General features: G+C 65.2%; 14 protein-coding genes. 3 read left to right on the top strand and 11 right to left on the bottom strand.

All coding sequences use genetic code 11. From position 1 onward, the window contains the following. Positions 1-83: 83 nt before the first annotated feature. Positions 84-884: a sugar phosphate isomerase/epimerase family protein gene (locus N0B15_RS12370; RefSeq protein WP_263020017.1), complete on the bottom strand. Its 801-nt coding sequence runs from the start codon at positions 882-884 to the stop codon at positions 84-86. Positions 885-998: 114 nt separating this feature from the next. Then, positions 999-2300: a cytochrome P450 gene (locus N0B15_RS12365; protein WP_263020016.1), complete on the bottom strand. Its 1302-nt coding sequence runs from the start codon at positions 2298-2300 to the stop codon at positions 999-1001. A gap of 158 nt (positions 2301-2458) precedes the next feature. On the opposite strand from N0B15_RS12365, the gene N0B15_RS12360 reads away from it, so the two are divergent. Continuing rightward, positions 2459-2839 carry a hypothetical protein gene (locus tag N0B15_RS12360; RefSeq protein ID WP_263020015.1) on the top strand — a complete coding sequence of 127 codons (381 nt, stop codon included), beginning with the start codon at positions 2459-2461 and terminating at the stop codon, positions 2837-2839. Next, positions 2836-3408 (top strand): hypothetical protein, encoded by a 573-nt coding sequence (locus tag N0B15_RS12355; protein WP_263020014.1) that lies wholly within the window; start codon positions 2836-2838, stop codon positions 3406-3408. The genes N0B15_RS12360 and N0B15_RS12355 overlap by 4 nt, the downstream gene beginning before the upstream one ends. Before the next feature lie 42 nt (positions 3409-3450). Here the strand turns inward: N0B15_RS12355 and N0B15_RS12350 are convergent, their stop codons facing one another. Then, on the bottom strand, positions 3451-4149 hold the full coding sequence (locus tag N0B15_RS12350) for an SDR family NAD(P)-dependent oxidoreductase (protein ID WP_263020013.1): 699 nt from the start codon (positions 4147-4149) through the stop codon (positions 3451-3453). Between the two features lie 62 nt (positions 4150-4211). Then, a complete protein-coding gene (locus N0B15_RS12345; RefSeq protein WP_263020012.1) occupies positions 4212-5120 on the bottom strand; it encodes an aldo/keto reductase in 909 nt (302 codons plus the stop codon). A gap of 166 nt (positions 5121-5286) precedes the next feature. Here N0B15_RS12345 and N0B15_RS12340 point away from each other — a divergent pair, with 166 nt between their 5' ends. After that, the gene (locus N0B15_RS12340) at positions 5287-6882 is read left to right on the top strand and encodes a spermidine synthase (RefSeq protein WP_263020011.1); all 1596 of its coding nucleotides are present in this window, start codon (positions 5287-5289) and stop codon (positions 6880-6882) included. Between the two features lie 169 nt (positions 6883-7051). Here N0B15_RS12340 and N0B15_RS12335 read toward each other — a convergent pair whose 3' ends face one another. The 7 genes from N0B15_RS12335 to N0B15_RS12305 form a co-directional block, all read right to left on the bottom strand. Next, entirely contained in the window at positions 7052-8050 is a 999-nt protein-coding gene (locus tag N0B15_RS12335; RefSeq protein WP_464503024.1) for a DUF7958 family protein, read from the bottom strand. 1 nt (position 8051) lies between these two features. After that, a complete protein-coding gene (locus tag N0B15_RS18275; RefSeq protein WP_317618605.1) occupies positions 8052-8774 on the bottom strand; it encodes an eCIS core domain-containing protein in 723 nt (240 codons plus the stop codon). A 201-nt stretch (positions 8775-8975) separates the two neighbouring features. Then, the gene (locus N0B15_RS12325; protein ID WP_263020009.1) at positions 8976-9929 is read right to left on the bottom strand and encodes a DUF7958 family protein; all 954 of its coding nucleotides are present in this window, start codon (positions 9927-9929) and stop codon (positions 8976-8978) included. Positions 9930-9934: 5 nt separating this feature from the next. Continuing rightward, the gene (locus N0B15_RS12320) at positions 9935-10591 is read right to left on the bottom strand and encodes a hypothetical protein (RefSeq protein WP_263020008.1); all 657 of its coding nucleotides are present in this window, start codon (positions 10589-10591) and stop codon (positions 9935-9937) included. A gap of 31 nt (positions 10592-10622) precedes the next feature. After that, the gene (locus N0B15_RS18415) at positions 10623-11603 is read right to left on the bottom strand and encodes a DUF7958 family protein (RefSeq protein WP_464503026.1); all 981 of its coding nucleotides are present in this window, start codon (positions 11601-11603) and stop codon (positions 10623-10625) included. A gap of 2 nt (positions 11604-11605) precedes the next feature. After that, on the bottom strand, positions 11606-12412 hold the full coding sequence (locus N0B15_RS12310; RefSeq protein WP_263020006.1) for an eCIS core domain-containing protein: 807 nt from the start codon (positions 12410-12412) through the stop codon (positions 11606-11608). 80 nt (positions 12413-12492) lie between these two features. Continuing rightward, positions 12493-13414, bottom strand: a 922-nt coding sequence (locus N0B15_RS12305; protein ID WP_263020005.1) for a DUF7958 family protein, incomplete at its 5' end; no start/stop codon positions are given.

Here is a 13414-nt window from a genome sequence, read left to right as displayed (position 1 = left end):
TTAGAACAGCGGATCCAGCGGGGAAGCGTGGAGACGGAGGGAGTGAGACCCAAGACCCACCGCCTCGTGCGATGTGTGGAGCGCTACTGTGTGACCGCCCGTCTGATGTTCTCGACGGCCTCCTCGAGCGCTGCCGTCGCCCGCTCGGCCGGGAGTTCGTACTCGATGATCAGCGGGGTCTCGACCTCGGCGTACGCCTCGAGCAGCGAGAGCACGTGCGGCAGGTCGAGACGTCCCGCGCCGGGGAGGTCCTCGAGTTCGGTCTCCGAGGTGTCTTTCAGGTGTACGGCGACGATCGAGGGACCGAGCGCTTCGATCACGTCCTCGGGTGCCTCGTCCATCACGAGAAAGTGGCCGGTGTCGATACAGACGCCGAGTTTCGGGTGTGCGTGACACTCGAGAACCTGGTCGACGTCCTCGATCGAAGAGAAGACGCTCGAGACGTCGTCGTGGTGGACCGTCGAGTAGTTGTGGATCGCCACGTCGATGTCGAACGCCTCGGCGTGGTCGATCACCTCCTCGGTGATCTCGTCGCTGTCGGGCGGGTAGTTGACGGTGAGGTAGGTCGCCCCCAGGCGGTCCGCGAGCGCGAAGTACGCCCCGGCCTGGCCCGGTTCGGTGAGGTCGACGACGCCGTAGCCACAGATCGTCACCCCCGACTCCTCGATGGCCGCGAGTGCCGCCTGGATCGTCTCCTCGTCGTCGTCGGGCGAGAGGTGTGCGTCCCAGAGTTCGAGGTACTCGACGCCGACCGAGTCGAGTTCCGCGAGCAGTTCCGCGAGCGAGAGCGACTGGAAGACGACGCTCTGGACGCCGATATCGTAGCCCGCCTCGTGGCTATCGTCCGACTCGGCGGAGACGCCCGACTCACTGGAGAGGGTCATAGAGGAACGCAGGCGAACCCCGTCTAAAAACGTTGTGGCGACGGCGATCGAGACGGGAAGCGAGTGCCCGCGCGACGGCCGCCGGTGGCTGTGGCCGGCCGAGCGGTCTCGTGCTCAGCGCTCGTGGAGGCGAACCGGAACCGCGTTTCCGGGCTGGGTCGTCATCTCCGGGGCGAGTTCGAGTCCAGCCAGTGGCTCGAGGTGGTAGCGACTCCCGACCGTCGCGAGGACCAGCGTCGCCTCGAGCATCGCAAAGCGCCGGCCCAGACAGGCGCGTGGCCCGGCCCCGAACGGGATGTAGGCGTAGCCCGCCGACTGCGGACTCGTCTCGCACCAGCGCTCGGGCCTGAACGCGAGCGGGTCGTCCCAGAACCGCTCGTCGCGGTGGATCCGGTACGCCGAGAGGTGGATCATCTCGTCGGCCGGAAGCCGGTAGCCGCCCACCTCGACCGGGCGGGTCGCCGCCCGCGGAATCGTGTGCACCGGCGGATAGAGGCGCATCGCCTCGAGCACGATCCGTTCGGTCACCTCGAGTCGGCCCACGTCCGCGAGCGTCGGCGACGCGCCGTCGAGGACGGTCTCGAGTTCGGCGTGAAAGCGCTCGCGGGCAGCCGGGTTCGTCCCCAGCGAGTGGAGCGCGTAGGTGAGCGTCAGCGCCGTAGTGTCGTGGCCGGCGAAGGTGAAGCCGATGACCTGATCGACGATCTCGGTCTCGGTGAGACCGTCTTCCTGTCCGCGCGAGGCGACGAGCGCCGAGAGGAAGTCGTCACCGAGTCCCTCGCGTTCACGCTCTTCGAGCAGGGTGTGCGCCTCTTCCCGTAGCGTCTCGACGGCCCGGCGAAAGCGCCGCCGGGCGGGCGTCGGCACCCAGACCGGCAACACCCACGAGGAGGGGACGAACCACGCGTTGAGGTCGTTCGCCGCCCGGCGCAGCGCCTCGTCGCCGTCGGGGTCGAGTCGGCGGTCGAACAGCGTCCCGAAGAGGTTCTCGAGGGCGACCGCCGTCATCTCCTCGCGCAGCGAGATGCGCTCGCCGTCTTCCCAGCGCGCTACGCGCGCTTCGGTCAGCGTCACCATCTCCTCGGCGTAGGCGCGGATCCGCTCGGGATAGAAGAACTCCTGCATGAGGTCGCGCTGGTTCTCCCACTGCGCCCCCTCGGCGGCGATGATGCTCTCGCCGAAGGCGACCTCGAAGCTCTCGTTCTTGCGGAAGGCGTCGACCTCGCTCGAGAGCACCTGTTCGGCGTACTCGGGATGGGCGAGGACGTAGATGTCGCCGACGCCGAGTACTTCCATCCGGGCGACGTCGCCGACGGTGTCGATGGCCCGGTCGACCAGGCCGAACGCGTCGCGTGCGTAGTGGAGCGTGTGCCCCAGCACCGGGTGGCCCGACGGCGACGGCGCGTGTGTGTTCATGGCCCGCGATACGAAGGCGAGCTAATAAGGTCTGTCTTCGTGGCCCAACTCGAGTGCGGAGACCACACGGAGACGGCGGCGGCGGCGGACAGCTGATGTGCACAGGATGTGCATCTGCCGGAAGGGTTAACCAGCTGTGTGCAAAATGTGCACACGAGATGAGCGCCAGCGACGACCCCCGACGGGTCCACTTTCACTCCCCCGAGTACCTCGTCGAGCGTCTCGACGCCATCGCCGACCTCTTCGGTACGGATCGGACCGACCTGCTGGTCGAGGCAATTCGTGCGTACCTGGCAGAGACCACCGAGAGCGAACCGTTCCAGGACCTGGTTGCAGAGCGCTACTACGACGACGAACTCGAGTTCGAGACCGTCAGCCAGCTCGTCGGTGCCGAAACTGCCCACCGGTTTCGGCTGCTCAAGGCCGATCTCGCGCGCGACCCGTTCGACATCGAGCCACCGGCGGACGTCGACATCTACGCGGGAACGGTCGAGACGGCCGATCCCGACGAGCGACCCGAGACGGCCGACGAGCGATGAGCGAGCGCCAGCGGCTACGGACGCTCGTCGCCGATACGAGCGCGCTCGTGAGTCTCGCGGTCCCACGGGCCGACTCGCGCCGTGAGACGGCGTCCCTCCCCGACCCGCTCCAGTACCTGCTCACCTCGTGTGACGTATCCGTCCCGCCCGAGGTCGTCTCGGAGCTTCGCGAGGTCGCCTCGTACACGGACATCCACGGCGCAGCGGCCACCAACGTCCTCGCCGCTCGAGCGCACTACACCGTGAGAGATCCGTACGAAGAGGCGGCGACACCCACGGCTCGGCCATCGTTCGGGCTCGACGCGGGTGAAACCGACGGCATCGTCCTCGCGAACGCGCTGGGCGCTGATGCGTTCCTCACCGACGAGTTCGGCGGGACGAACTTCGGGCTGATCCACGCCGTCCTCGTCGAGACACGGATCGTACCGACGCCACGACTCATCTGTGATTACGCCCGCAACGGCCACCTCTCGAGCGAGGACGCGCGAGCGCTCATCGACGTGATCGGCGGACAGCGAAGCTGGGACGCCAGCCCCTACGTCAGGCAGGTCGTAGCCCAACTCGAGTGAGCAACGAGCCACCGCTCGGGCACACCCGCCGAACACCCGCGTTCAGTACTCGATCACCGACCGGTCCTTCCAGAACAGCCCCGACGGCGACCCCGGTGCGAACCTCGCCAGCCAGACCGGCGTCTCCGCACCCTCTGGGGGTTCTCTGGGTGCTTCGGGACCGCCCAGGTCGGTCGCCACCCAGCCCGGATCGGCCGAGTTGGCGAGCAAGCCCTCGTCGCCGTAGGTCCGCTCGAGCGAGACCGTCAGTCCGTTGAGTCCCGCCTTCGACACCCGGTAGGCGGGCATGGCGTCCTCGATCGGGTCCGAGAGAATGCCGACGCCCGAGGAGAGGTTGACGACCCGGCCAGCCTCCGAGGCGAGGAGAGGCTCGAGGGCGTGTTTCGTCAGCACCATCGGCCCCCGGAGGTTGACGCCGAGAATACGGTCGAGGTCGGCCGTCTCGAGATCCGCCAGCGGCGCGCCAGCCCCGCCGACGCCCGCGTTGTTCACCAGGACGTCGAGTCCACCGCCCGCGGCGACAACCTCGTCGACCGCCCGCGAGAGCGTGGCGCCGTCGGTCAGATCCAGTTCGACCGGGGTGGTGCCCGCGGGCACGTCGGCGTCCGGGTCGCGGACACCTGCGAAGACCGTCGCGTCCAGATCGGCGAGTCCGCGCGCGATTTCGCGGCCGATACCCCGGTTCGCGCCCGTGACGAGCGCGACCTGTCCCTCGAGTGAGTCGTACAGCGTTGGTTCCATACGAAGCCGGTTGCGAACGCCGCCGTATAAATCGAATCGATGTGACGCCGCCCGGAGGTCTGTCAGGGTGCTGGCACCGGCGAGTCGGCGTCTCGAACGCGCTCGCGCAGTGCTGCCCGTTCGTCCTCGCTCAGCGGTTCGTAGTTCGTCGCGGCCTCGAGAATCGGCCCGACGAGCGCGGGATCGCCCGCGTTCGGAATCGAGGTCATGCCGTGTGAGAGCGCGAAACGCAGGCAGTCGACCAGTTCGGTCTCGGTGTCGTAAGGTTCGTACCAGGTGTCGTACGGGCGGTCGTCCGCGGCGAGGTCCGCAGGCCAGGGTCCCTTCGCAAAGCCCTTGATGCAGAGCGTGCCGAGACCGTGTTCCTCCGCCAGGTCGAGCACCGCAGCGTAGTCGTACTCGGGCGCGGACTCACCTCTCGCCGCGAGCGTGGCGTTGAACGGGAACATGACGGTGTCGAGTTCGGGAATCTCCCTGATCGCCTTCCGGATGAGCGCCGGGTCGCCGTGGCTCGTCAGGCCGATGTGGTCGATCAGCCCCGCCTCCTTCGCGTCGACGAACGCCTGGAGCGCGCCGGGGTCGTGGTCGCCCTGGGCCATCTCGGGGCTGTACTCGCCCTGGATCGCCTCGAGTTCGTCGTAGCGGGTGACCGCGTGGAACTGGTAGAGGTCGATCGAGTCGACGCCGAGGCGCTCGAGCGAGCGGTGGAGTTCACCCCACGCGCCGAAGTAGGTCCGCTCCTGGGTCTTACAGCCGAGGAAGACCTCCTCGCGGCGCTCGGCCAGTTTCGGCGCGAGTTTGACCTCCGCGTCGCCGTAGGTCGGGGCGACGTCGACGTGGTTGACGCCCGCGTCGAGGACCTCGTCGACCATCTCGTCTGCGTCCTCCTGCTCGAGGTACGCGAGGGCGATCGCCCCGAAGGTGAGGACGCTCGAGTCGTGACCGGTGTCGCCGAGTGGACGGGTCTCCATGCCCGGAGTGACGCGGAGAGGGGCGATAAAAGGTGGTGCGGGCGACGGCGGTTGCCGGATTCGTCCTCGGTGGGACGCGAGCGCTGGCGCGTCGCTCGAACGGTGGCGAGTTCGACGCGGCGCGGTCGGGACCCTTAATTACGCGGTGCGCTTAGGCGGGAGACAGATGGGGAGCCTACCAGGTCGCGTCCCGAAGCTCTCGGGACCGGAGGGAGCCGTATTCGTCTCGGGGGTGGTCAGCATGGGTCTCCAGATCATGGCGATCCGGGTGGTCGCCCCGCAGTTCGGCGGCCACGTCTACACCGTCGGCGGCATCATCGGCGTCTTCCTCGGCGCACTGAGTCTCGGCTACTACCAGGGCGGGCGCTACGCCGAGCGCGCGAGCAGCCGTCAGATGGTCTGGCTGTTCCTCGCGACCGCCGCCTACGTCGCCGTCCTGGTGTTCGCCCGCGACGCGCTGTTGACGACGACGGCGACGATTCCCCTGCCGAGTCGCTACGCCTCGCTCCCCGCGGTAATCATCCTCTTCGGCCCGCCGACGTACTTCCTCGGCTTCATCAGTCCCTACGCGGCCGAACTCTGTCACAAACAGGGCATCGGCGAGGCCTCCGGCCACGTCTACGCCCTCGGAACCATCGGGAGCCTCGTCGGTACCTTCGGCACCACGTTCGTCCTCATCCCGACGCTGAGCATCGAGGAGATGAGCCTGCTGTTCGGCGTGATGTTGGTCGCGACCGCGCTCGCACTCGAGTTACCCCGACCCTCGCGGACGCCGACGATAGCGAGCGCGGTGGTCGTCGTCGTCCTCGTCGGGACGGTCGCCGCGGGCCCAGCGGGCTACTCGATCCAGGGCGAAATCGTCTACGAGACCCAGACACACTACCAGGAACTCCAGGTGGTCGACTCGGGCGACACCCGGACCATGTACCTCGACGGCAAACGCCACAGCGCGATGGACCACACCGACCCGACGCGCCACGTCTTCGCGTACACCCGCTACTTCCACCTGCCCTACCTCGTCGCCGACGATCCGAACGAGATCGAGCGGGTGCTGTTCGTCGGCGGCGGCGGCTTCACCGGGCCGAAACGCTTCCTCGAGGAGTACGACGCCCAGATCGACGTCGTCGAGATCGATCCCGCCGTCATCGACGCCGCAGAAGACTACTTCGACGTCGACGCCGAGAACGAGTCGCGACTCACCGTCTACAACGACGACGGCCGTCAGTTCCTCGCGAACACCGACCACACCTACGACGCGATCATCCTCGACGCCTACCGGATGGACAAGGTCCCCTTCGAGATGACCACCGAGGAGTTCATGCACCTCACCGCCGACCGCCTCAGCGACGACGGCGTCCTCGTCGCGAACGTCATCTCCGCACCGAGCGGGCCCGCCTCCGACTTCTACCGCTCGCAGTACAAGACGATGGAACAGGCCTTCCCGCAGGTCTACGCCTTCCGCACAGCCGACCAGAACGTCGTCCAGAACATCGAACTCGTCGCGAGCGCCAACGAAACGCGGCTGACACAGGCCGACCTCGAGACGCGCACCGACGAGCGAGAGATCGGCATCGACCTCTCCAGCGAGGTCGGAAACTACATCGAGACCACCGGCACCGACGACGTGCCCGTCCTCAGAGACGACCGCGCGCCGGTCGACTCCCTGCTCGACCCGATGGTCGGCCAGCGCTACGTCATCGAAGAGACCGCGCCGCCGGAGAGTCGAGGCGAGGAGAACGCCAGCGCTCGAGTGGCGGGGTAGCCGCGTTCGGGTACGTATACCGGGAGAATACCTCTCGAATACGACCACCCGAGAGCTGCTCGAGTAGCGCCCTCTCCACGCCTCACAACACCCGGGTGAACACACGCGCCGTTTCCGTCAGTAGACGAGCGTCCCCGCTTCACCGTTGGCATAACGATCGTGTCGACCGTTACTCACCGCCCGCAAAGGCAGGCAGGTCGTAGATACCCTCAGGTGTGTGTTCTTCGTACCAGGTCGAGACTGTGGCGTTCGGGTCGTGATAGCGCTCGTAGAAGTCGTAGTGTTCGTACCAGGTGGCGAACTCGTGGATGCCGTGACCCTGGAGTCGGAACGCGTCGGGCGGCGCGATTCCCATGCCGAGATAGCAATCACGAACCTGACAGTAGAGAATTCTGATGAGGTGGCCGCGGAACTCCGCGAACGACGCGGGGTCGTACGGCAACAGGTCGATGCGGGCGTCCGGATCACGCTCGAGCGGTGGCTGCTCGCCCCACTCGGTGTGGTAGACACCAGCGCTGTCGTCCCAGTGGACGTGGATGCCTGAGACGGCCTCGAGAAGGTCGTCAGCGGACAGGTCGCCGACGGCGTCGGTCTCGCCCGCCTCGAGTATGGGTGAAAGAACCGCCTCGAAAGAGCGGTGGGTACCGTCGCCGTTTTGCACTGACCGAAGGGACTCGGTCGCAGCAGGGTCGGTGACTGCAGCTGCGAGCGTTGCGAGCGCGTCGTCATCGAGACCGAGGTAGACGTCCGTTCGGTAGGTGACGTGTGTCGGGCGTGCACCCTCCGGCAGTGTCACGGGTGGGTCGGTCTCGCCGTAGTGGCTGGCGACCTGCAGGTAGAGGTCGGTGAAGTGTTCTTCGAAGGAGTCTGTAGAGAGACCCGCGAGGACGAGCGCCACCGCGGCGATGCGGTGTGGGTTCTCGTTGAGCGAGAGGGTGTCGTAGCCACGTTCACGGTAGACCCAGTACTTCGCGAAGCGCCGGGCCTGGTTGATGGGTTCGACTTCGTCGATCATCGAGCGCTCGGCTGGCTCATCGGGATAGCCGTTCTGTAAATGCCCATCTATTTCGCCGTCAAAACAGACTCCAATTTTGTGTTCAACACGGTTGTTGTCTAGTATCCGTAACCCGAACCCGTCTTCCGTTTCTTTTTTGATTTCCGCCTCCATTCTAGAAATTCACCTTTTCTGAACCGACCGCAGTTTCTACATTCCCAATAATTGAGGCGGCCCGCCTGGCAGTCTGTTCGACCCACTCTTCGGGTGGATCGATCTGTCGAAGCCTGGCTTGCAACTGCTGTGGTGCGAACTTCTGATCGACGTACTGATCCAGCATCGGACCGATGACGGGGAGGAGCGAAGTGAGCCCCGCAGCGGCGACTTTGCTGTGATCGACCTCGCCAAACTTGAGGTCGTCCGTGGCTTCTTCGACTTCTTCCAGGCCGAAGTTGCCTTTGAGCACCCCGCGGCGACTCACTTCAGGCGTACGCTGGATCGAGACCTCGAGCCCGAGTCGGTGAGCCACCACTGGCTCCTCACCCTCGAGTGCCTTCCTCGCCACCTCGTCGGCCTCGCGCTCGAGTTCGGGATCGGGGTCGATCACCAGCGAACTCCCCTCCTGGGGGAGCATACTGATCCGCCCGCCGGTCTGCTGGCGGACGTGCGCGAGTTCGTGCGCGAGCAGATACTTCCCCTCCGCGCTCTCGGGGTCGTACTCGCCGCGGTTGAACACCACGTGATTCCCGGTGGTGAACGCACGCGCCTCGAGCGCACTCGCTGCTTTCGCGGCCTCTGGACCGGTGTGTAGCTGTACATCCGAAAACGAGTCGCCCATCCGTTCTTCCATTTCGTCACGAACAGCTCCCTCGAGCGGCCGTCCCGGCTGGGAGATCACCCGCCGCACCACGTCGGGCGTCGCGGTCTCGCCCGCCAGGTCACTCTCAGCCTGCGCGCCACTGAGCGCATCGCGCTCTCGGTGTCGAGGTCGACACCCGCGCTCGCACTGCGCGCTCGAGCGACGCAACCTTGCTCTGGGCAGCACACTTGGATCATGTGGTCGAAGACGGTCGGTGGCCAGTTGCTGCTCGGGGATGACTCACTTGATAAACGCTCCGTGGTCGCCGTCGCGCTTGTGCAACTGTGGGTAGAGGTCGTAGTGGTCGTACCGACGCGCGTAGATGAACTTCCCGAAGCCGACCACTTTGTAGGGGTCCGGCGGAACGAGCCCCATCCCGACGAAACAGTCCCTGACCTGACAGCGCAGGTGGTGGTCCAGGTACTCGCGGAACTCCTCGAGCGTGCCTGGCTCGGCGGGGAGCAACTCGAGGCGAGCGTCGGGTTCGCGATCCAGTGGACTCTCGGCCCACTGGACTTCGTGTTCACCACGCGCGTTGGGAAAGCCGACGTGGATACCGGAGACGGCGGCGATCTCGAGTTCGAGGTCCTCGCCGTCGGCGCGCTCGACCAGTTGTTCGCCGAAGGTCTCCCAGTTCTCGCGGTCGGCGTCGGTGACCGCCCCGCCGCTCTTCGGCTGGGTGCCGTCGCCGTACTCGAGTCCGTGCTCGGCGGCCAGGGTTCGCGCCTGATCGGTCAGGCCGCTCCCCTCGATGTCGACACCGAGGTAGATATCGAGTTTGTAGACGACCGCGTTCGGCGCGCGGACGCCCGCGGGGAGGGCGACCGGCCGCTCGACGTTCTCGTGGTGGCTCCGAAGCTGCTGGCGGAGCGGTCCGAAGTAGCGTTCGAACCCCTCGTCCGAGAGCGCGAGCATCGCGCGGCGAACGGCGTCGATATAGTCGGGGTTGTCGACGTGCTCGAGGGTGTCGTAGCCGCGTTCGCGGTAGACGTGGAACTTCGCGAAGCGCCGGGCCTGGTTGACGCGCTCGTTGTCGTCTTCGGTGCGCTCGTCGGGGTCGTCGGCGTAGCCGTCTTGTTGGTGGTAGGTAATTTCACCATTTTTGAACATTGATATCTCATGTAACACAGTGTTGTTGTCAATTACGTCTACGGCGACGCCTTTTTCATTTTCATCTACTATTTTACCATCCATCTAAATCAGCTCCTAAGGCCAGTTGCATCGTCACCTGCCCCAGTCGATTCTCGAGCGTCCTTCAACTCGAGGTACATCTGCTGAATCTCCTCGTACATGCTCTCGAGTTGGGCGCCTTTGCCGCCGGGTCGGTTGTCGGCGAGGTAGTCGATGCCTTCTTTGGTGACGTCACTGGCGACGCCGGAGACGGCGGCGCCGACGGCAGCACCGGCCGCGGTACCGATGACGGGGATGACCGAGCCCGCAGCGGCTCCGAGGGCGGCACCGGCACCGGCCCCGGCGAGTGCGCCGAGGCTGCCTTTCGTCGCGGCTTTGAACCAGTTGCCGTCGGAGGACGCGCCGGGTTTGGCTTCGGTCAGCGTCTCCATCACCTTCGCCTGGCCGGCTTTCAACTGCTCGACCTCGGCGGCGAGGACCTCGGGGTCGGCGGGAATGCTCGGGCTATCCGGCTCTTCGGTTGGCTCCTCGGTCTTGCTGAACCGCCCTCTGAGGAACCCTCGTCGGGTTGCGCTCAGGGCGCGTTGGATCGACACGTCCATCCCCAGGCGGTGGGCGACGACCGGGTCCTCACCCTCGAGCGCCTTCCTCGCCACCTCGTCGGCCTCGCGCTCGAGTTCGGGATCGGGGTCGATCACCAGCGAACTCCCCTCCTGGGGGAGCATAATGACCTGGCCACCGGTCTGCGCTCTCACGTCAGTACAGGTCTACGGGGGTGTGCTCCTCTCCCCAGTCGGTGATTTCCGCCTGATAGTCGTGGTAGTCAGGATAGAACTCGTGGTGGGCGTACCAGCCGATGTTCTCGTAGAACCCGGGACCGAGCGTTCGAAACGGCCGTGGAGGTGCGATCCCCATCTCGAGGTAACAATCGCGAACCTGACAGCGGAGGTGGTGTACGAACGCCTCCTGGAACTCGTCGACTGACTCGATGGGATAGAACTCGGCGATCATTTCTGGGCGGATGTCCGGCTCGCGTGCCGGAAGCGGCCCGGTCTGATCTGCACTCACGACGCGGTGGTCATCTTGACTGTGTTCCCAGCGGACGCTCACAGGACCGACCGCCTCGAGGAGTGCATCGCCGAGTGAGTGGGCCGTCTCACTCAGGTCGAGGTCGAGTTCTGCTAGTGTTTCCTGAACGGTCGAGAGCGAGGTATCGCCCGGCTTGGCACCAACTGCCGTCTCGAGTCGGTCGTATGCTTCAGTCTCTGTGAGCGCCTCGAGTTCGGTCGCCAGGGTCTCACCTTCACGCAAATAGATGTCTTGACCGACACGGTGCAGTTCGTCGTCGGCCGACTGCGGTACGACAACTATCGGCTCTACGTCACTGCTTCGACTCCACAATTGCTGGAGTGTCCACCCGAAGACTTCGTGAAACGTCTCTCCCTCGAGACTCGCCACTGCCAACACGGCTATCGCGATTCGATCAGGGTTACGCATCGGCTCGAGGGTGTCGTATCCACGTTCGCGGTAGACGTAGAAGCGTGCGAAGCGTCGAGCCTGATTACTGTGTTCGTTTTCGGCGGTTGTTCGCTGAGAGGCCTTGTCAGCGTACTCATCGCAATCGTGAAATTCAATTGACCCATTAAATTCCATCTCGATGCGATGTTTGGCGTTATTATTGTCTGTAACATGGAGGCCGACACGAACGTCATCTTCCCCAGTGATTTTTGCGTGCATTATTATGTAAGACCTCGTGAATCTCCGCCAAAGTCTTCTCCGACCAAGCGTTCTTTGACCTTCTCAGCGAGCGTTCCAATATCGATGTCTGCGATTGTGTCGCGCCCTTTTCCCCAGACCTTGCCGTACAGCGTCTTTCCCATGTCGGCCATCGCACCACCGGCGAGCGCACCGAGCACTGGATTCGCCGTCAGTGCCGTCACACCGAGACCGATGGTTCCGCCGACGAGGCCCTTTCCGGCAGCCTCACCGAGGACGTCCGTGTTCGAGCGCTCGCTGTTGACGGCGTTGAAAAGCTTCGCCTGGTTAACCTTGAGTTGACTCACCTCCTCGGCCAGCGCCTCAGGGTTAGGGCTGACTTCTGCGGGGACTAACTCGCCACCCTCCTCGTCGCCACCGCTGAACGGATTCAATGCATTCAGTGCCGTTCGGCCGATACTCGGCGTCTCTGCCTCCTCGAGTTCGTTCTGCCCACTACCGAACATGAACTCGCGACGCCCCATTTTCGCAGACCGCTGCACGTGAACGTCCATACCCAGGCGGTGGGCGACGACCGGGTCTTCACCCTCGAGTGCCTTCCTCGCCACCTCGTCGGCCTCGCGCTCGAGTTCGGGATCGGGGTCGATCACCAGCGAACTCCCCTCCTGGGGGAGCATACTGATCCGCCCGCCGGTCTGCTGGCGGACGTGCGCGAGTTCGTGCGCGAGCAGATACTTCCCCTCCGCGCTCTCGGGGTCGTACTCCCCGCGGTTGAACACCACGTGATTCCCGGTCGTGAAGGCGCGTGCCTCGAGCGCTGCCTTCGCCACGTTGTCGGCTTCTCGATTACAGCACAGAGTCGACCGACGTGTACCCGTTGCGCCAGGTGGTGGTTGATGCACGATTCGTTTCAGTCGCTGCTGTAGGCATCCGACGGTGTGAACTCCTCGTACCAGGTATCGATGTCGGCGTCGGGGTCGTAGTACTCCTCGTAGAAGTCGTAGTGGGTGTACCAGGTGGAGGCGTCGTGTCTCCCGTGGCCGAGGATGCGGACGGCGGTCGGTGGGGCGATTCCCATCGTCAGATAGCAATCGCGGACCTGGCAGACGAGGTTGCGAACGAGCTGTTCTCTGAGCGCGTCGAGGTCCTCGGGGTCGAACGCGAAGAGTTCGATCCGCGCATCCGGGCTGCGCTCGAGCGCCGGGTGGTCGCCCCACTGGGTGTGGTACTGGCCGTGGGCGTCGTCCCAGTGGATGTGGACGCCGGAGACGGCTTCGACGAGCGAGCCGTCTCGCACGTTCGGCAGCGTCTCGAGGTCGACTCCGGCGGCGTCGGCGACCGTTTGTGCGTCGGGTTCGGGGGCCGTGCCAGCGACGCTTGCCTCGAGTAACTCGAGGACTGCGGGGTCGGCCAGCACGTCGGCGTAGGCGGTGGCGGCCTCCTCGTCGACACCGAGGTAGACGTCTTGCTGGTAGACCGCTTCGGTCGCCGCGACACCTGCGGGCAGCTCGAGCGGCGAGCGTTCATCGCGGTCGATACTGCGGAGGTGGCGGTAGAGGTCACCGAAGAACGCGTCGGTGGTCTCGGGAGTCAGCGGCCGGAGCACCGCGGCGGCCTGTGCGATGCGGTCGGGGTTTCGCATCGGCTCGAGGGTATCGTAGCCACAGTTTCGATACACCCAGTACTTCGCGAAGCGCCGTGCCTGGTTGACGTGTTCGTTGGCGGCCTCGGTACGCTCTGCGGGGTCGTCCGGGTAGCCGTCTTGCGAGTGACCCTTGATTTCCCCTTTTGTATCGACCGCTATTTTATGCTGTACATTGTTGTTATCAGTA

Source organism: Natronobiforma cellulositropha, assembly GCF_025629245.1.
GTDB lineage: Archaea > Halobacteriota > Halobacteria > Halobacteriales > Natrialbaceae > Natronobiforma > Natronobiforma cellulositropha.
The sequence above is the reverse complement of the archived record's forward strand: the minus strand, read 5'-3'. Positions and strand labels throughout refer to the sequence as shown.